A 19,579-nucleotide genomic window follows, 5' to 3' on the forward strand; every position below is an offset into this window, starting at 1 on the left:
ATTGACCTGCAGTCCAATATGTATAGACATCATTTACAGGGCGGGCGCCTGGTGGGTGATCTGATAGGATCCTGAATGACTGGCATGACCAAAAGCGACGGGAAACAGAAGGCTGCGGTCGCCGTATCCGTCCAGAACGTCAACATGACCTTCGATGGCTTCCATGCGGTTGACTCGGCGTCATTCGATTTGGACCAGGGACGTTTCCTGACTATTCTTGGTCCCTCCGGATCCGGCAAGACGACGTTGCTGCGCATGATCGCCGGTTTCCAGAAGCCGAGTTCGGGCGAGATTTTCATCAATGGCGCGCCGGTGAGTGCAGCTCCGCCGCACAAGCGCTCGGTCGGCATGGTGTTCCAGAAGCTGGCGCTGTTTCCGCACATGACGGCGGCTGAGAATGTTGCCTTCCCGCTCAAGATGCGCCGCTTCGATGCCACGACCATTCCGGAGCGCGTGCAGCGCTACCTCGATCTGGTGCAGCTTGGTTCTTATGCCGACCGCCGCATCCATCAGCTTTCAGGTGGTCAGCAGCAGCGCGTCGCCATCGCACGGGCCCTGGTGTTCGAGCCTGACCTGCTCCTGCTCGACGAGCCCCTGGCGGCGCTCGACCGCAAGCTGCGCGAGGAAATGCAGCTCGAATTCCGTCGTATTCAGCGCGAGTTGGGCGTGACCACGATCAACGTCACCCATGACCAGCGCGAGGCCCTCGTGGTGTCGGACGAAGTCGTCGTCATGGACAAGGGGCGTATCCAGCAGATGGCGTCGCCCACAGCGACCTATCGCACGCCTGCCAATGCCTTCGTCGCCGGCTTTATCGGGGTGACCAATTTCCTCAACGGCACAGTCAAGTCGACCGCCGGCCAGGAAGTGATATTCGCGGCCGGCGAAAGAGAATTTATCGGACATTGGAGCGCTGCCGCTGGCGCTCCGACAGTGTCTGCAAACGTGGTGGGCGCATTGCGGGCCGAACAGGTCCGCATGGCTACCAGTGCAGACGAACTCGGGCAGTGCCGCACGGTGCTGTCCGCAGCGGTGACGGATGCCATCTTCGAAGGGGAGCGGACAGCGTATGAAGTCACTGTCGGCATGGATGGCAATATCATCAGGGTCTTCGACCACGACCCTGCTGCACACAAGCAGTTCGGCATCGGCGAAGCCGTGTTCATCGGCTGGAACCCGCAGGACGTAATGATCTATCCAAATTAGGCCGGGCGTGCCCGGTGGGAACAGGAGAGAACGGATGACCAAGACTAAATCGACTTATGCGCTGACGCGCCGCCGCTTCCTGGGTAGCGCAGCCGCGCTTGGCGGCCTCGCCGCGACCGGCTGGACCGGGCAGGCCTTTGCGCAGGAACCCGAAAAGCCAGCCGAAATCATCGTGCGCGCCTGGGGTGGCTCCTGGGTCGCCAGCCTGCAGGCCGGCGTGTCCGATCCGTTCACTGCCGCAACCGGCATTGCCGTGCGCCATGACCTCACGGAAGACAATGAAATCCAGCCCAAGGTCTGGGCCGCCGTTGCGCAGGGTCGCATCCCGCCGATCCACATCAACTGGGACACCACCACCAATGCCACCAAGTCGGCACTGCGTGGCGTAACCGAGGACCTGTCCGATCTGGCTAACCTTGCCAATACGACCGAACTGGCCAAGCCGGTTGGCCTCGAGGGCTACCCGATCGTCAATACCTATGGCTATGTCTATGTGCTGGCCTATCGCCCATCGGCTTTCCCCGAGGGCGCGCCGACGTCGCTGCAGGTGCTGCTCGATCCCAAATTCAAGGGCCGTATCGCGCTCTACAATGACGGCATAGGTTTCCACTTCCCAGCACAGGTCGCCGGCGGCGGCAAGCTGGAAGACATTCCGGACAATATGGATGCTGCCTGGTCCTTCATCGAGAAGGTCAAGGAACAGCAGCCCCTTCTCGGCGAAGATCCCGATTTCACCAACTGGTTCCAGAATGGCGAGATCGATCTGGCCGTGACCATTTCGACCAATGCTCGTGAAGCCATGAAGAACGGCATCGAGCTGGCTTGGACGGTCCCCGAAGAGGGCTCCAAGTTCGAAACCGATGGCCTGTGGATCCCGAAGGGCCTGCCCGAGAACGAACTCTACTGGGCCAAGCAGTACATCAACTTCGCCATTTCCAAGGACGCCCAGCAGGTCTGGCTCGATGGTCTGGGCCTGCCCGGCGTGGTACCGGGCCTGACGCCGCCGGAAGGCCTTGCCGGCGATCCGTCCTACCCGACCGAGCCGGCGGACTTCGAGCGCCTCATCCGCGTTCCGACCGCCATCCAGGTCGAGCATGAGAGCGAGTGGTTCGGCAAGTTCAAGGCGATCATGCAGGGCTAAGCCTGCCCGGCGTTGTGATCAGGGATGTCGCCCATGCCGGGCGGCATCCACCGGCAAGGAGTTACCATGCGATCCTATCGCACCGCATATCCATTTCGATGGAGGGTGATGGACACCCTCGAGATGCTGGCGCGAGTCCTCTGGCCGAACCGCTTCTCTGGCGCCGTGCCCTATCTAATGCTGGCGCCGGCCGTGCTGCTGGTGCTGCTGCTGGTCATCGGCATGGCGCAGATCGCGGATTCTAGCCTGCATGTGCTGGATCGATCGACCTTCCTGCCGTCTGCCGACTTTACTCTGGCGAATTATCAGACCGCCTTAAGGCAGCCGCTCTACTGGATGATCATCTGGCGCTCTCTCCTTGGCGCGGCAGTGGTGACGCTGCTGTCGCTGATCTTTGCCTTTCCCTATGCCTATCTGATGGTGCGCACGCCCAGTGCGCTGCTGCGAAAATTCCTGCTGATCGCGCTGTTCCTGCCCTTCTTCATCGGTCAGGTCGTGCGCGCCTATGGCTGGCTCATCATTCTAGGCAATCAGGGCGTGATGAATGAAATGCTGGGCTGGGTGGGCATAGAGCCGCAGCGCCTGCTGTTCAATTACCCCGCCGTGCTGTTCGGCCTCGTGCAATATATGCTGCCCTTTGCCGTGCTGATGCTGGCGCCGGCCATCACTGCCATTCCCGAAGAGATCGAGTCTGCCGCCAGCTCGCTCGGCGCCAACTGGTGGCGCACCTTCACCCACGTGATCCTTCCCATGTCCAAGCCGGGTCTGGTCGGAGCAGGGCTTGTCGTTCTGACCCTCTCGCTCACCGACTTCGCCATGCCAGCGGTTCTGGGCGGTGGCTCGCAGGATTTCATCGCCAACGCCATCTATGACCAGTTCTTCCGCACGTCCGACCAAGGGATGGGTGCCGCGTTGACGCTCTTCCTTGTCGGCATCGGCTCCCTGGTTGTCGGGGTGATCTTCACCGTCTTCGGCGCCGGCACGCTCGCCATGGGGAGGGGCAAGAAATGACCGCTCCCCTGAGCAAATCAATCGTCATCTGGGTCATGGTCGGCCTGGTGCTCCTGACCCTGTCAGCGCCAACCGTCGTAGTGTTAGGCGCCAGCTTCACCTCGGGCAATATCATCGTGTTCCCGCCCAATGGCTTCTCGCTGCAGTGGTATGGCAAGATAGCCAGCGATGTTGGCCTGCGCGGCGCCTTCATGCGATCACTGACTGTTGCCGCGATCTGCACTGTGATTGCCATCCCCGTTGGCACACTGGCCGGCATCGCCCTTGCTAAATATGCCATCAAGTTCGAGCGCAGCCTGCAGGTCTACCTGCTGCTGCCCTTCACCATCCCGCTAATCGGCTCGGGAATCGGCCTGATGCTCTTGTTTGGGCAGATGGGCATTTTGGGGCAAATCTGGCCGATCGGTATCGCCTGCTGCGTCATCAATCTGCCCTTCATGATCTGGGCCGTCACCGCCAGCGCTGCGAACCTCGATCCCGATCTCGAACTTGCCGCCGCCAATTGCGGCGCACCACCCATCGCTACCTTCTTTCACGTGACGCTACCGGCCGTGATGCCGGGTGTGATCAGCGGGTCGCTGCTAATGTTCATCCTGGCACTCAACGAGTTCCTCGTCAGCCTGCTGCTGACCGATGCCCGAACCGTCACCCTGCCGGTGCAGATCTACAATTCCATTCGCTCGATCATCACTCCCGATCTTGCCGCAATCTCGGTCGTCTTCATCGCCTGCGCGGCGATTATCATCGCGCTGCTGGACCGGCTCGTCGGCCTTGACATCTTCCTCAAATCCAAGTGACGGCGTTCGCGTCGCCGCTCGTTATTCCATGAGACCCGCCATGACCAATGTGTCCTTCCACACCTATGCCGAACTCGACCAGGAGCAGCGCGCAGCCCTGTTGCGCCGTTCAGAGGCCGACCTCTCCGGTGTCATCGAGAAGGTAAAGCCCATTATCGAGGCCGTCCGGACCCAAGGCGACGAAGCGCTGGTTCGCTTCGCGCGTGACTTCGATCGCTCCGAAGGCGTGCACAAGGGCAATCTTAAGGTCACCGAGGCCGAATTCGACGCTGCTTTCAAACTGGTCGATGCTGAGGTGATCGATGCCATCAAATTCGGCACCGAAAACATCCGCAGCTTCCACGAAGAGCAGAAGCCTGAGACTATGTGGATGAAGGAGATCCGTCCCGGCGCCTTCGCGGGCGATCGCTTCACCCCCATCCAGTCGGTGGCGCTCTACGTGCCGCGCGGCAAGGGCTCCTTCCCGTCCGTGACCATGATGACCTCCGGTCCTGCCATGGTGGCCGGGGTTCCCAATGTCGCCATCGTCACCCCGCCGGCTCCCGATGGCACGGTGGATGCCGCAACGCTGGTGGCGGCGCGTCTCGCCGGCGTGGAAACCGTCTACAAGGTGGGCGGTGCGCAGGCCGTCGCGGCGGTTGCCTATGGCACCGATACGATCAAGCCAGCGCTCAAGGTCGTCGGCCCGGGCAGCCCCTGGGTCGTCGCAGCCAAGCGCCTCCTCGCCGGAGTGCTCGATACCGGCCTCCCTGCCGGCCCGTCGGAAGCCGTCATCTTTGCCGATGATACTGTCGATGGCAGCCTCGCAGCCCTCGATCTGCTGATCGAAGCCGAGCACGGCCCGGACTCGTCCGCCTATCTCGTGACCCACAGCCGCCGCGTCGCCGAAGAGGCACTGGCCGCGCTGCCCGGCTTCTGGGCCCAGATGACCGAACAGCGCGTCGGCTTTTCGACCACGGTGCTGACCGGCAAGAATGGTGGCATCGTGCTGACCGAGGCAGTGGAGCAGAGCTACGATTTCATCAATGCCTATGCGCCCGAGCATCTCGAAATCCTCTCGACCGAGCCTTATGACCATCTCGGCCGTATAACTGAAGCCTCGGAAATCCTGCTCGGCCAATATACGCCGTGCTCGATCGGCAACTTCGGCCTTGGACCCAATGCCGTGCTGCCCACGAGCCGCTGGGCCCGCACCTATGGGCCTCTGTCGGTGACAGACTTCGTCAAGCGCAGCTCCATCGGCTATGTGACCGCCGCCGGTTTCCCGCTGCTCGCCGGCCATGCCCACAAGCTGGCCCTCTACGAAGGTTTTTCGTCCCATGCCATCGCCGTCTCGCCCGAACGCTACAAGCACGTCCGGTAAAAGCCCATGAAAGCCGTTCGTCTGCATGCCGTCCGCGACCTGCGCTTTGAAGAGGTCGATGCCCCGCAGCAGCCCGGGCCGGGCGAGGTTCTGATCGATGTGGAAGCCGCGGGTATCTGCGGCTCGGACCTGCATAATTTCTCGACCGGCCAGTGGATCAGCCGGTCGCCGTCCATTGTAGGCCATGAAGTGTGCGGCCGCGTGGCCGCGGTCGGAGCGGATGTGACGGGGTTCATGCCACGCGACGCCGTGGTGGCCGATTCCCGCTATTGGTGCGGAGAATGTGACAATTGCCGCTCGGGCGATCGCAATTCATGCGCCTCGCTGGGTTTTATCGGCGAAGTCTGCGATGGCGGTTTTGCCGAGCAGCTCTTGTTGCCCGCCCGTCTCGTTATCAAACGGCCCGATGATCTGCCTGCAAATCTCGCCGTCATGTCTGAACCGGTTGCTGTGGCGCTGCATGCGCTCGGCAAGCTCGCCGTCGAGCCCGGCGCGCCGGTGCTGGTCGTTGGCTGCGGCACGATTGGGGGCCTTTGCGCCCTCGCTCTGTCGAAGCGCCATGACGGCCCCATTCTGCTGGCTGACCGCAATGTCGAACGCGCCGACGCCGTAGCGCGAGCCACTGCTTGCAAGATTGTCGCTCTAGAGCGCGCTGCCATCGCAGAGGCGCTGGGTGGCAAGCCGATCCGCTTCGCCATTGACGCCACCGGCAGCATTGCAGCGCTCTGCGCGGTCATAGAGCTCATGGGCAGCAATTCCAGGCTGGTTCTAGTCGGCATCAGCCACGGCAAGCTCGATCTCGATCCAAACGTGCTGGTCGAGCGGGAAATCACCCTCCTTGGCTCCCACGCCTTCAAGGACGAGTTGCCGGACGCCATTGCCATGGCGGGTGAGTTGAGTGCCGTCCTGCCGCAGTTCATCAACGAGACCGTGCGCCTCGAAGAGGTGCCCGACGCCTTCCAGCGCCTGCTTGCCGGAAAGGCGAGGGGGCTGAAAACCATTATCGAGATCGCGTAGCAGCCATGACAGCCTCTCCCAGCCGTACGGCCGAAATCCGCGCGGTCGCCAAGGACAATCCTGATCGCGCCCAGCTGATGCTGGGCGAGCTGTTGCACGATCTGTTCGACATCCATCCGCGCAACGTCACGATCAACTACGATCAGTACAGCCTCAATTCGCTCAACGGCTTCTTCGATACCGACACCGAGGCCTATTTCTTCAAGTTCCACCAGGAGGAAGGCGAGGAGGCGATGAGCGGGGAATATTATCGCGCCGACATCCTCGCCCGCGCCGGCCTGCCGGTCGATCGGCCGGTGCATATGTCCGTGCTGCCGGGCGAGCAGATCCTGGTCTATCGCCGGCGCAAGGATCGCCGCCTTTCCGATGTGCTGCGGGCCCTCGACCTCAAGGACGATCCGGCGCTGCGCCGTATTGCTGCCGATGCGGAGAGCCGGCTGAGTGACCGGGTCATGGACGTCTATCGACAGACCCTCCATCCGATCGCAGCCGATGAGGCCGCCAATGAGCCGATCAATCGCCTGTTTTTCGAGCGCCTGATCGATCCGGCCACGGGCGCCTATCCCGGCGGGCGTCTCAAGAGCTTTTATGTCGACCAGAGTTTTGCCTTTCCCGGCGCCACTCTCACTTGGCCGGACTTCGCCGATGCTCGGTTCGTCATCAATGGCGTCGCTTATAGCGAAACGATCCGCCAGCTTTTCGACGGCGCTCATGCTCGCCTCAAGCCTTCGCTGCTGGCTGATGTGGGTGGCGTCGTCGCGCATGGCGATGCGCATAATGCCAATGTCTGGTTCGTGGAGCAGGGGAACAGCGCCGATCTCAGCTTCTTCGACCCGGCCTTTGCCGGCGACAATGTGCCGACCCTGCTGGCGGAGGTGAAGACCACCTTCCACAATATCCTCGCGCATCCGCTCTGGCTCTACGACCCTGAAGAGCTCGAGCGAACCTATTCGGCCAGCGCGCGCTACAGCAATGGCACGCTGGAGATCGAAACGGACTGGCAGTTGACGCCCGTGCGCGCCGACCTCCTGCGCATCAAGGCCGAGAAGTCCTGGAAGCCGCTGCTGCAATTGCTTAGGAATCGCGACTTGCTGCCGCAAGACTGGCGCCGTGTCGTCCGCCTATCGCTGTTCCTCTGCCCGACGCTGGTCATGAACCTGCGAGCGGGCGCCTCGCGCCACAATCCAACCTCATCGCTGATCGGTTTCGCCAACGCGGTCCGCGCCGGCAGCGAGCCCCTGGGCGGGTCCGATTTCGTCTCGGCAATGCTGGATCAAGTCACACCGCGCTGACTGGACCTTATGCCGAACCGTCATGCCCAATTGTCGTCACCACCGGGCTTGTCCCGGTGGTCCTTGCGGCGGCAAGATGGGTCGCCGGGACATGCCGGGTGCTTGCGCTCTGCCAGATTGGCGACCAGACGCCTACGGGGAGTGTCTACGTCACGAGGTAATACAATACGGTGTCAATAACTCTTCGTCCGCAAGTCCGCGATGTCGGCTTTCGCCATTTGCGCGCCAGATGCCGCCAGTCTGCTTACCACTCGTTTCTGCCGTTAGGTTGCGCACCCTGAAGGGCAGGGTAGGGGCCGTAAGCAGCCTGTCCGTTTGTAGTCGCAAGGTAGGAGATGGTGTTGCCGTAACTAACCTCCTGACCATGCTGAACAAGGATTCCCGTTTTGAAATTTGGGTGTTGAGCGGCAGGCGCCCAATAGCTCGGAGTGTTGCTTCCGGTTATTGCTGCGGCAACGGCGATAATGACACCTAGGGCCGAGGCTTTGACGAAACCTGCTTCAGCGCAAGTACGCTCGCCACCGTCTCCACAGCAAGTCGTAGCAAATCATCTATCTCCACGAGCTCGGGGGCTATGACTGGTAAGCCTTAATAGCCTTTGCGACGACTACTGACGATCCAACGGCTATCATCGTGCCGCTAGCCTTTATAATCGGACGAACCAGAGAGCGTCTCTGCCGTAGGCGCGGCACCCTGTATTCATCAGCTAAAGTTTCCGAATACGTGCGGAGCGCATGTGCTCGACGATGTGCCGACCCGATCCCATGATGTGCATTCGAACCACTTCGGCTGCGCCGGCGGCGTCTTGGAGCCTTATTTTTTCGATTATCTGGCGGTGCTCAGAGATAATCTCCTTGCGTCGCACCATTGAGTAGGGGAACCGGCGTGCAATAGCCCGCAGGATCTCGCGGTGGCGCCACCATAGATCTGCTGCGTGGCGGTTGTAGTGACCGTCGTAGATTATCTGGTGGAACTGGGTGTCCAACTCCGAATGGCGCAGTGGATCATCGAAGCCCAAGGCTTCGATCTCATCCTGCACCAATTCCAGGCGCCGAATGTCGTCATTTGTGGCGATGCCAACAAACCAGGATGTTAGATAGGGCTCGATCTGAGCCTCTACTTCGTAAATGTCACGGGCGAAATCTTCATCGATTGGCCGGACGCGTGCTCCACGATTAGCCGTAAAGAGCACGAAGCCTTCGCCTCGCAGCTGCTGCAGCGCCTCCCGGATAGGGTTGGTACTCGTGCCATAGCGCTCAGCAAGTGCTCTCACCTTTAGCCGTTCATTGGCTGTGAGACGTCCTTCCAAAATGTCCTGAAGGATCTGCTGGTAGATGCCCGCATCCACAGCTCCATCGCTGCCGAGGTCCTGCTCAGGGCTAATAGGGTCTTCTACGACTTCGGTCATGTTGTGGCTTTCGGAGGCATGTTATAGAAGGTTTGCGGATTTGGTACTTCGAAGTTGACAGATAATGTACGATCTGGAAAGTACTGAGTACCGGCAGCCGAGAATGCCGCGCAATGAGTGGCCGCATCAAGCGGCCCGGTATGTTCCAAATGTCGTTTGCAGGCGTTGCGCCGGGCGGAGGAAAAATGACCTTTCATATGACTAAACGCGGTTTGGGTAAGCTTGCGTTCGGTGCGTTCGTGACGGCATTGCTGTCGACGAGCTCGCTGGCATGGGCTCAAGAATTCAAGCAAGCACCCATGCTTGATGCCAAGGTAGAATCTGGCGGTTTGCCGCCCGTGGAAGAGCGGTTGCCTGCCAATCCGTATGTCGAAACCATGGTCGATGGGATCGGACAGTACGGCGGAACGCTCCGCACGACCATCCTCGCCAATGGTGATCATTACAATCTAACACGCACGATTGCCAACGAACTGCTGGTGCGTTGGACGCCCGACTGGACTGAAGTCGTGCCTTCGTTGGCCGAAGAAGTTACTGCTTCGGACGATGCAACGACTTATACTTTCAAGCTGCGCGAGGGGCTCAAGTGGTCTGATGGTGCGCCTTTCACTGTCGATGACATCATGTTCTGGTACGAGGACGTGTTCTCCAATCCCGCGTTGACGCCCGACAAGAACCCGATCTTTGTGGTCGGCGGCGAGCCAGTCGTCGTTACCAAGATTGACGAGCAAACAGTCGAGTTTAAGTTTGCTTCGCCATATGGCTTGTTCTTGCAACAGCTCGCTTACGGCCAGGGGCATTTGCCCGTCATTTACCCGAGGCATTACCTCAGCCAGTTCCACGAGAAGTACAATGCCGAGGGCATTCCGGCGCTTCTTGAGCAAGATGCCACGGCGGCCGATTGGGTGGCGCTGTTCAATTCCAAGGTTTCTGTCAGCTTCCAGCCTGCCTATTGGCAGAACTTGGAGCTGCCTACGCTGAACCCGTATGTCCTTACGGTTCCCTATGCGGATACCGATCGAGTCGAGGCGGTGCGCAATCCCTATTATTGGAAGGTCGATCCCGAAGGTAACCAGCTGCCCTATATCGACAACGTCACCTGGGCAAAACTCGATGATCCTCAGTTGATGCTGCTGCGGATGACTGCCGGCGAACTCGACTTCGCCTTCCGCCACATCAACAACTCGACCTACAAGTCGGTGCTGTTCGATGGACAGGAGACAGGCAATTACCACTTCGTGGACGTCAAGGATCTGCCGGCGAACGATGCAACCCTGCTTCTCAACCTGAACGTCGAAGATCCGATCAAGAACGAGATCTTCAACAACAAGGATTTCCGCATCGCCTTGAGCCATGCGATCAACCGGCAGGATATCATCGACCTCGTGTACGTGGGGCAGGGGGCTCCGTCTCAAGTCGCGCCGCAGCCCGACCACGAGCTCTACGACGAGAAGATGTCGACCCAGTACACCGAGTATAATCCGGAACTGGCCAACCAGATGCTCGACAAGATCATGCCCGAAAAGGACGCCCAGGGTTTCCGCTTGGGGCCCGATGGTAACCGCTTCACCATCAACTTCATGGTGGCAGACGTGTTCGGTTTGTCCTACCCGGACATCATGCAGATGGTGCAGCAATACGCTGCCGAGGTCGGCATTGACATCCAGATCCGCACCACCGACCGGGCGCGCCTTAATACCATGTGGTACGCCAACGAGCAGGAAGCCTATATCTGGAACTGCGTCGGCGGCCTTTCGGAAGCCTATACCGATGTCCGTTGCTATATCCCCTTCCAGAAAGCGGATATCTTCTTCGCCTCTAAGTGGTCCGAGTGGTACTCCGACCCATCAACGGGTGAAGAGCCTCCGCAGCGCGTGAAGGATGCCTACCAGGCCTATGACGAGGTCAAGGCTGCCGTCACCGACGAGGACCGGCTCCGCGAGATGAAGGAATTCCTTGCGATCAGCGCGGACAATCTCTTCACGATTGGCATTTCCCGGCCAATGCCGAAATACATGCTGGTCAACAACGACATCAAGAACGTCGTCCAGGGCATCCCGATCACCGGTAACCTCTGGCACCCAGCTCCTACACTGAGCCAGTGGTACTTCGACCGCGCCGAATAAGCCAACCAGTTGCGGGGTGGCGCCAAGCCACCCCGTCTCGACCAAACACCTAATTTTTCTGGAGGCGAAGATGCTGCTTTTCATCTTCAAGCGCCTACTCTTCGCCATTCCCACAATGATCGCCGTTTCGATCGTTGCATTCATCATCATCCAGTTGCCGCCAGGCGACTATCTTTCGACCTTGATGGCTGATCTTGCCAGCTCCGGCGGTTCGCTTGAAGAAGGCACGATTGCGGCAATGCGCGAGCGCTTCGGCCTCGATCAGCCTATCTATGTTCAATACTGGAAATGGGTTTCCAGCATCGTCTTCCGTGGCGATTTTGGGATCTCCTTCGAGCTCAATCGTCCGGTTACGGATGTTATCTGGGGGCGGCTCGGCTTCTCGTTCCTGTTGGCCGCACTAACGCTTTGCTTCGTATGGGCATTGGCCATACCGATCGGCATCATTTCGGCAGTTCGCCAGTATTCGATCACCGACTACGGCGTCACCTTCCTTGCCTTCTTCATGCTCGCCGTGCCCGATTTCCTTTTGGCACTGGTCTCCATGTATATTCTCTCGACCTATTTCGGGCAGAGCGTGGGCGGACTTTTCTCGCCCGAGTTTGTAAACGCCGCCTGGAGCCTACCGCGCGTCTGGGACTTTCTTTCGCACGTTTGGTTGCCGGTTTGCGTCATCGGCATCGGAAGTCTGGCTGCGCTTGTCCGCATCATGCGTGCCAATCTGCTTGACGAGATCCATCGCCCTTACGTCACGACCGCTCGCGCCAAGGGCATGTCCGAGCTTGAGCTGCTGCTGCGCTATCCTGTGCGCATGGCGCTCAATCCTCTGATCTCGACCCTGGGCTGGATTCTGCCGGCAGTTGTTTCCGGTGAGATCATCGTTTCAGTGGTGATGAGCCTGCCCACTACGGGGCCGCTACTGCTTCGCGCCTTGCTGTCCCAGGACATGTATCTGGCGGGTTCGCTGATCCTGCTCATCTCTGTCCTAACCATTATCGGCACCCTGATTTCGGACATTCTGCTCGCGATCGCCGACCCAAGGATACGCCTGCAATGACGACAGAACTTTCAAACCTGCCGCCGTCCGGCATCGACCATGCCGTCGTTGATGCCCGCAGCGCCGATATCGCCGTTGCCGGTCAGTGGAAGCTGTTCTGGCTCAAGTTCGTCAAGCATCGCTTGGCCGTGGCCAGCCTGTTTGTCGTGCTGTTCCTGTACCTAGTTGCGGCGCTCGCTGACTTCATTGCGCCCTACGACCCTAACGCCACCAATGCGCGCTTCACCTACGCGCCGCCGCAGGCGCTTGGGCTGTTTGTTGATGGCAGCTTTGCTCCCCATGTCGATGGCTTGGCCATGGAGCTCAACACCGAGTCCATGCGGCGCGTCTTTACTCCCGACCCGGAAGCGCCGGTTCGCGTTGGGTTCTTTGTCCCCACTGCGCCTTACACCCTGCTTGGCTTCATCCCGATGCAGCACAAGCTTATTGGGGCCCTCGACGAAGGTCCGGGTGTATCCATGTATCTGTTTGGTGCTGACCGGCTGGGTCGCGATATTTTCTCCCGTGTTGTGCACGGTGCAAGGATTTCGCTCTCCATTGGGCTTGTTGGTGTGTTTCTCAGCCTTGTGCTTGGCATCACTATTGGCGGTATCTCGGGTTTTTTTGGCGGTGCAGTGGACACGGTAATCCAGCGCGTTATTGAGTTCCTGCGCTCAATTCCAACCATACCACTGTGGATGGGGCTTGCGGCGGCTATCCCACTCTCATGGCCACCGCTGCAGACCTATTTCGTTATCACTCTGATCGTTTCCCTGCTGGGTTGGACGTCGCTTGCCCGCGAGGTCAGAGGCCGGTTCCTCTCGCTCAGAAACGAAGATTTCGTTACCGCGGCGCGCCTCGATGGCATGAGCGAAATTGGCATCATCTTCCATCATTTGGTGCCTTCGTTCATGAGCCACATCATCGCCACGCTCACCCTTGCGATCCCCACAATGATCCTTGCTGAAACCGCGCTCTCGTTCCTTGGCATCGGCTTGCAGCCGCCCATCGTCTCCTGGGGTACCCTGCTGCAGGAAGCGCAGAATATCCGGGCGGTGTCGCAGGCGCCCTGGCTGCTTTTCACTCCAGCAGCCGCCATTATCATCTCGATCCTGAGCCTTAACTTCCTTGGTGACGGCTTGCGCGACGCTGCCGATCCATACGAGGCCCATTCATGACCTCCGCTACTCCAGCCACTCCGGTCCTGAGCGTCAAAAACCTGCAGGTGCAGTTTCCCACCCGCATGGGTCTCGTGAAGGCTGTCGACGACGTTTCGTTTGACCTTTATCGCGGCAAGACCCTGTGCGTTGTGGGCGAAAGCGGATCAGGCAAATCCGTGTCGGCCCGCGCCGTCCTGCAGATCGTGGATCGGCCCGGAAAGATCGTCGGCGGCTCCATGGTGCTCACTCGCCCCGATGGCACCAGCGTAGATCTTGCAAAGCTTGATCCGCGCGGTGGCGAGATTCGGTCTATTAGAGGCAGGGAGATCGCCATGATCTTCCAGGAGCCCATGTCTTCGCTCTCGCCGATCCATCGCGTGGGCGAGCAGATTGGGGAATCCTTGCGCATCCATTTCCGCATGCCCAAGGCAGAACGGCGGGCGCGGGTAATCGAGCTCTTGACCCAAGTGGAAATCCCCAATCCAGAGCAGGCAATTGACCGCTACACGTTCGAGTTCTCCGGCGGCATGCGGCAGCGCGTGATGATCGCCATGGCGTTAGCCTGCAATCCGTCCATGCTAATTGCCGACGAGCCTACAACCGCCCTTGATGTGACCACCCAGGCGGAGATCCTGACGCTGATCAAGCGGCTGCAGGCGGAGTACGGCATGGCCGTGCTGTTCATCACCCACGACATGGGCGTTGTTGCCGAGATCGCTGATGAAGTGCTCGTCATGTATCGTGGCAAGGTCATGGAGCGTGGGGCGGTCGAGCAGATATTCCATGAGCCGCAAAGCGACTATACTCGCATGCTTATCGGCTCGGTCCTGAAGCTTGAAAGCAAGGCCGAGGCGCGCGTCGCTCGAGAACCCGCATCTCTGGCACCCGATCTGCTGCTTGACGTGCGCAACATGAGCCTTACGTTTCCCGGCGGCATGAAGGCGGTTGACGACGTGTCGCTCACCGTCTCCCCTGGCGAAACCCTGGGCATTGTCGGCGAGAGCGGCTCCGGCAAGACCACGATGGGCCGATGCCTCTTGCGCGTCTATGACCCGCAGCAAGGCACGGCCAATTTCCGCCGCGCCGATGGCTCGGTCACCGACCTGTGCTCGGCAAGGGGGGAGGAACTCAAGGCCGCGCGCCGGGAAATCCGCATGATCTTCCAGGACCCGGTCGGCTCCCTCAATCCGCGCAAGACTGTGGCCGACATCATCGCCGAGCCGCTCCGACTGGCCAAGCTGGCGCGCGGCAAGGAACTTGATGATCGCGTTGCCGGCCTCATGGAACAGGTGGGACTAGAACCCAGCTGGCGCGAACGCTACCCGCACGCTTTTTCCGGTGGTCAACGCCAGCGCATCGGCATCGCGCGGGCTATTTCTGTCCGCCCGCGCCTGATCATTGCCGACGAAGCCACTTCGGCGCTCGACGTTTCCCTGCGCAGCCAAATGCTCGACCTTATGATGAAGCTGCAGGACGAGATGGGGCTCTCGTTTATCTTCATCTCTCACGACATGTCGGTCATTCGCTACATGTGCGACCGGGTCGCTGTGATGTATCGCGGCAAGATCGTGGAAGCTGGAGACACCGAGGCGGTCACCGGCTCACCCCAGCACGCCTACACCCAAGCCCTGCTATCGGCCATTCCCCATCCAGATCCGCGAGACCGGCGCCTTGCTGATCGCTTTCGCTACCAAGAGATCCAGAAGTGAAAATCACCGACATCAAGGTCATCGTTTGCTCGCCGGGCCGTAACTTCGTCACGGTCAAGATCATGACCGACGAGGGGCTCTACGGCGTCGGCGATGCCACTCTCAACGGCCGCGAACTGGCCGTGGTCGCCTATCTCGAGGAACACGTCATCCCCTGCCTGATCGGACGCGATCCCCATCGGATCGAGGACATCTGGCAATACCTTTATCGCGGTGCCTATTGGCGTCGCGGTCCGGTTACCATGTGTGCCATTTCTGGGATAGACACAGCGCTTTGGGACATCAAGGCCAAGGCCGCCGGTATGCCGCTCTACCAGCTACTGGGCGGCGCCTCACGCGAAAACATCCTGTGCTATACCCACGCCCAGGGGACTGACATTGCTGAATGCGTCGATGCAGTGGGGAAGCGGGTAGACGAGGGCTACAAGGCCGTTCGCTGCCAGACCGGCATTCCGGGCCTACCCAACGTTTATGGCACAGGCAAATATTCCGTCACCACCAATGCCGCCGACGACGCCATGCCGCGCGAAGAAGCATGGTCGACGTCCAAATATCTCAACTACGTTCCCGAGCTCTTCAAGCAGGTTCGCCAAACCTATGGCAAGGACCTGCATCTGCTTCATGACAGTCATCACCGGCTGACCCCGATCGAAGCAGCGCGGCTGGGCAAGGAACTCGAACCCTACAATTTGTTCTGGCTCGAAGACACGGTAGCGGCGGAACTGCAGGAAGGTTTCCGCCTCATCCGTCAACACACAACCACGCCTCTGGCCGTGGGCGAGGTGTTCAACACGATCTGGGATGCGCGCCTCCTCATGGAGGAGCAGCTGATCGACTATATCCGCATGACTGTGGTGCATGCGGGCGGCGTTACCCCGATGCGCCGGATCATGGATTTTGCATCGGTCTATGCGGTGCGCACCGGATGCCATGGCGCAATGGACATGTCGCCCATCTGCCTTGGCGCCAATCTGCATCTCGATCTATGGGCACCCAATTTCGGCATTCAGGAATTCTCGGGCTACCTTCCGGAAATCCTTGAGGTGTTCCCCAGTGCCTGGTCCCTAAAGGGAGGCATGCTTCACCCTGGCGAGGCGCTCGGCCATGGCGTCGACATAGATGAAGAACTTGCCGCCAAATATCCCTACCAGCGCGCCTATCTGCCGGTGAACCGTCTTGAAGACGGTACTCTCTGGCACTGGTAACAGCACTCGAACCCGAAGCAGCTTGAAATGAAAATCACCGCTATTCACGCCTTTCCAGTTTGGGTCGGCATTCGCAACCAACTGCTCGTCAAGATCGAAACTGATGAGGGCATCTTCGGATGGGGTGAAAGCGGCCTTACGGGACGAGAAAAAGCTGTCGTGGGGGCGCTGGAGCACTTCGCCGAGATCATCATCGGCATGGACCCGTTCAATATCGGCGGCATCTGGCAAAAGCTCTACCGCAGCCAGTACTTCGAAGGCGGCCGCGTCCTGGCGGCGGCGCAATCCGCCATCGACATTGCGCTTTACGACATCAAGGGCAAGGCGCTGGGCGTCCCTGTCTATGAACTGCTCGGTGGCAAGCAGCGCGACCGCATACCCACTTTTGCCACCACCTCCGGCGAGCCAGGCGAGTCGATGATCGAGCAGGCACAGATGCTGATGGAAGCGGGCTGGACCGCGATGCGCCTATCGCCCTCGGGACACGAGGAAACCATCTACGAGCCGCGCGAGCATATCGCCACGACTGCTAAATGGTGCACCAAGGCCCGCGAGGCGCTTGGTGACGAGGTGGTGCTTGGCGTTGACTACCATCATCGGCTTTCCGTCGCAGAAGCCGCCAGTTTTTGCCAAAAAATGCCGCGAGGCACATTGGACTTCCTGGAAGAGCCGATCCGCGACGAGGCGCCCGAAGCCTATGAAGCCCTGCGCCGGATGACCGATATTCCCTTCGCCATTGGCGAGGAGTTCGCCTCCAAGTGGCAGTTCTTGCCTTACATCGAGCGTGACATTCACCAGTTCAATCGTATCGACGTTTGTAATGTCGGTGGGCTTACTGAATCTATGAAGGTGGCAGGCTGGAGCGAAGCCCACTACGTCGACATGATGCCCCACAATCCGCTGGGTCCCATCTGCACCGCCGCGACGGTTCATTTTGCAGCGGCTGTCTCGAACTTTTCTTGGTTGGAAACCCGCTCGTCCCCTGCTGAAACTCATCTGGGCTTCGACAACTCGGAGTTCTTCCCGGTGCAGCCACGCCTGAAGCGTGCTTGCTATCAAGTTTCCGATGCTCCTGGCCTGGGGGTAGAAGTCAACGAAGAACTGGTGCGCAAACAGGAGTTCAAGTTCTGGCAGGCTCCGCTGCTGAGCCGCCGCGATGGCTCCGTCACCAATTGGTAGGCCCTGCGGCCCCGTATCTCCAAGAAAGTACTCGATCATGAAAATCGTGGCGATCACCCCCTACCTAGTCAAGGAATGGCGAACCATGTTGTTCGTCAAGGTGGAAACCGATGAGGGTATCATCGGGATCGGCGAGGGCGGATTGACCTCTCGCGAACTGGGCGTGGCGGGTGTAATTGAGTCCCTCGCGCCCCTGCTGATTGGCGAGGACCCCATGCGGTCCGAACACCTCTGGCAATTGATGTGGCGCAGCGGATTTCACCCGTCCAACCAAGTGCTGACCTCGGCTATCGCTGCCATTGATATCGCGCTATGGGACATCAAGGGCAAGGCGCTGGGCGTACCCGTCTATCAGTTGCTCGGTGGCAAGGTGCGCGACAAGGTGGACACCTATTGTCATATGGCAGCAGCCTCGCCAGAGGAGTTGCTGGGGGTTGCGCGCCAACGGGCGGAAGAAGGCTGGAATTGCCTGCGTTGGGACAGCGGTCCGTTCGGTGCTACCCTGTATGAACCGCGTCACGCTGTAGATTGGACGATCGACGCGTTCGCCCTGTTGCGCAGTGAGCTTGGGCCCGAAATCGAGCTGGCGTTCGACGCTCACACCAGGACCAGCGTTCCTGATGCCGTGCGTTTGTGCCGGGGCGTTGAGCCTTATCGTCCCATGTTTATCGAAGATCCTCTGCGCATTGAAAACCCCGAATCCTATCGCCGACTGCGCGACCAGACCGCGGTGCCGATTGCAGCGGGCGAACAGCTCGGTACCAAATGGCAATTCCGATCGTTGATCGAGGAAGAACTGATCGACTATGCCCGTATCGACATGTGCATTGCTGCTGGCTTTACGGAAGCTCGCAAGATTGCTGGCTGGTGCGAAACGCACCTGATCGACTTGGCAGTGCATAATCCGATCGGTCCCGTGTCAACAGCTGCGTGTTTGCACCTGAATCTGGCTACGCCCAACATGCTGGTACAGGAACTGCCACGCCGTCCTGGAGAAAGCCTGGCCGACGTGATTACCAGTTCTCACCGCTGGGAGAACGGCTGGCTGATTGCCTCGGATGAACCGGGTCTTGGCCTGGAAGTAGACTGGGAAGGGCTCAGCCGCTATCCATTTGAGCAGGTAAGCTTACCCATCTTTTATCGGGAAGATGGCTCGCTAACCAACTGGTGATTTTGAGCGGCAGCGCTCAACCAGCACAAGTTCATACCGTGCCGAGCGCCGCAGATCCATCCATCGATGAACCGCCTGAAGCGAGGACCGCTTCCACTGTGGACACTTCTGCACCGCCTGCGGCACCTTGATTGCCGCAGACGTGCTTGTTCTGCGGACCTGAAGCTTGGCAGGTTGTACTGGACTGGGCGTGTACCCGTCTCAACTAGGCTGAGATGTTATTAGGGAGAGCTAAGCTGCTCGACTGGCGCGAACAAATGCTGCAGCGTGCTCAGCGCAGAAATCATCTATCACCTTGGGGAAATGCTGGTCGCCACCTAGCACAGTCTGATGCAGGTGAATGATCAGCAGGGGAGAAAGAAGTTGAATCGCCGCAAAGTGTGTATCGACATTTCTCATTTCGCCCAGGGCCACGTGCTGTGAAAGACGCTTGGCAATAGCCCCGAGAACGGGCTCCAAATGGTCGCCAAGATAGGCACAACCCACTCGCGGGTCCGCAAAGCCTTCGCCAAGCCCAATCACTTGGAGGGCAAGAACGCCATGACTGAAGCCAAGGGAGAGCTTGGAAACGAGGTCTTCAATGGACTGCGGGAAGGGGCCTGATGGTTTGCTTGCCAGAGCCAGAAATGGCGCGCCTTCGTGTGCAGCCTGCTCCAATATTGCTGCTACAAGTGAACTCCGGTCAGAGAAATAGTGGTTCATGGTCGATACGGAGACGTTGCATGCAGCTGCAATGTCCCGCCAACTTGCCTTTCGCC

Annotated in this window: 16 protein-coding genes; 14 read left to right on the forward strand and 2 right to left on the reverse strand. The window is 59.6% G+C overall.

Annotated elements, in window-relative coordinates; all coding sequences use genetic code 11:
* Positions 1 to 75 precede the first annotated feature (75 nt).
* From DDE77_RS08140 to DDE77_RS08170, 7 genes are all read left to right on the forward strand, one after another.
* Positions 76 to 1,206 carry an ABC transporter ATP-binding protein gene (locus DDE77_RS08140; RefSeq protein WP_108396974.1) on the forward strand — a complete coding sequence of 377 codons (1,131 nt, stop codon included), beginning with the start codon at positions 76 to 78 and terminating at the stop codon, positions 1,204 to 1,206.
* Positions 1,207 to 1,240: 34 nt separating this feature from the next.
* A complete protein-coding gene (locus tag DDE77_RS08145) occupies positions 1,241 to 2,347 on the forward strand; it encodes an ABC transporter substrate-binding protein (protein ID WP_108396975.1) in 1,107 nt (368 codons plus the stop codon).
* 66 nt (positions 2,348 to 2,413) lie between these two features.
* On the forward strand, positions 2,414 to 3,358 hold the full coding sequence (locus DDE77_RS08150; protein WP_108397221.1) for an ABC transporter permease subunit: 945 nt from the start codon (positions 2,414 to 2,416) through the stop codon (positions 3,356 to 3,358).
* Positions 3,355 to 4,155, forward strand: coding sequence for an ABC transporter permease (locus tag DDE77_RS08155; RefSeq protein WP_108396976.1), 801 nt, complete (start codon positions 3,355 to 3,357; stop codon positions 4,153 to 4,155). The genes DDE77_RS08150 and DDE77_RS08155 overlap by 4 nt, the downstream gene beginning before the upstream one ends.
* Positions 4,156 to 4,195: 40 nt before the next feature.
* The gene (gene hisD, locus DDE77_RS08160; protein WP_108396977.1) at positions 4,196 to 5,518 is read left to right on the forward strand and encodes a histidinol dehydrogenase; all 1,323 of its coding nucleotides are present in this window, start codon (positions 4,196 to 4,198) and stop codon (positions 5,516 to 5,518) included.
* Positions 5,519 to 5,524: 6 nt separating this feature from the next.
* A complete protein-coding gene (locus DDE77_RS08165; RefSeq protein ID WP_108396978.1) occupies positions 5,525 to 6,535 on the forward strand; it encodes a zinc-dependent alcohol dehydrogenase in 1,011 nt (336 codons plus the stop codon).
* A gap of 77 nt (positions 6,536 to 6,612) precedes the next feature.
* Entirely contained in the window at positions 6,613 to 7,827 is a 1,215-nt protein-coding gene (locus DDE77_RS08170) for a peptidase M16 family protein (RefSeq protein WP_210204366.1), read from the forward strand.
* A 706-nt stretch (positions 7,828 to 8,533) separates the two neighbouring features.
* Here the strand turns inward: DDE77_RS08170 and DDE77_RS08175 are convergent.
* A complete protein-coding gene (locus DDE77_RS08175; RefSeq protein ID WP_108396980.1) occupies positions 8,534 to 9,235 on the reverse strand; it encodes a GntR family transcriptional regulator in 702 nt (233 codons plus the stop codon).
* Between the two features lie 185 nt (positions 9,236 to 9,420).
* Here DDE77_RS08175 and DDE77_RS08180 point away from each other — a divergent pair, with 185 nt between their 5' ends.
* The 7 genes from DDE77_RS08180 (at position 9,421) to dgoD (ending at position 18,821) form a co-directional block, all read left to right on the forward strand.
* A complete protein-coding gene (locus DDE77_RS08180; RefSeq protein WP_108397222.1) occupies positions 9,421 to 11,361 on the forward strand; it encodes an ABC transporter substrate-binding protein in 1,941 nt (646 codons plus the stop codon).
* A 70-nt stretch (positions 11,362 to 11,431) separates the two neighbouring features.
* Complete coding sequence (locus DDE77_RS08185) at positions 11,432 to 12,418, forward strand: ABC transporter permease (RefSeq protein WP_108396981.1); 987 nt, start codon at positions 11,432 to 11,434, stop codon at positions 12,416 to 12,418.
* Positions 12,415 to 13,575 (forward strand): ABC transporter permease, encoded by a 1,161-nt coding sequence (locus DDE77_RS08190; RefSeq protein WP_108396982.1) that lies wholly within the window; start codon positions 12,415 to 12,417, stop codon positions 13,573 to 13,575. The genes DDE77_RS08185 and DDE77_RS08190 overlap by 4 nt, the downstream gene beginning before the upstream one ends.
* Entirely contained in the window at positions 13,572 to 15,266 is a 1,695-nt protein-coding gene (locus DDE77_RS08195; protein ID WP_108396983.1) for an ABC transporter ATP-binding protein, read from the forward strand. Before DDE77_RS08190 ends, DDE77_RS08195 begins: the two co-directional genes overlap by 4 nt.
* Positions 15,263 to 16,471, forward strand: coding sequence for a D-mannonate dehydratase ManD (gene manD / locus DDE77_RS08200; protein WP_108396984.1), 1,209 nt, complete (start codon positions 15,263 to 15,265; stop codon positions 16,469 to 16,471). The genes DDE77_RS08195 and manD overlap by 4 nt, the downstream gene beginning before the upstream one ends.
* Positions 16,472 to 16,498: 27 nt before the next feature.
* On the forward strand, positions 16,499 to 17,650 hold the full coding sequence (locus DDE77_RS08205) for a mandelate racemase/muconate lactonizing enzyme family protein (RefSeq protein ID WP_108396985.1): 1,152 nt from the start codon (positions 16,499 to 16,501) through the stop codon (positions 17,648 to 17,650).
* Between the two features lie 37 nt (positions 17,651 to 17,687).
* Complete coding sequence (dgoD, locus tag DDE77_RS08210; protein WP_157959734.1) at positions 17,688 to 18,821, forward strand: galactonate dehydratase; 1,134 nt, start codon at positions 17,688 to 17,690, stop codon at positions 18,819 to 18,821.
* A 231-nt stretch (positions 18,822 to 19,052) separates the two neighbouring features.
* Here the strand turns inward: dgoD and DDE77_RS08215 are convergent, their stop codons facing one another.
* Entirely contained in the window at positions 19,053 to 19,478 is a 426-nt protein-coding gene (locus DDE77_RS08215) for a TetR/AcrR family transcriptional regulator C-terminal domain-containing protein (RefSeq protein WP_245895134.1), read from the reverse strand.
* Positions 19,479 to 19,579 lie beyond the last annotated feature (101 nt).

Origin of the sequence: Devosia submarina, from assembly GCF_003056345.1 — a bacterium.
Taxonomy (GTDB): Bacteria; Pseudomonadota; Alphaproteobacteria; order Rhizobiales; family Devosiaceae; genus Devosia; species Devosia submarina.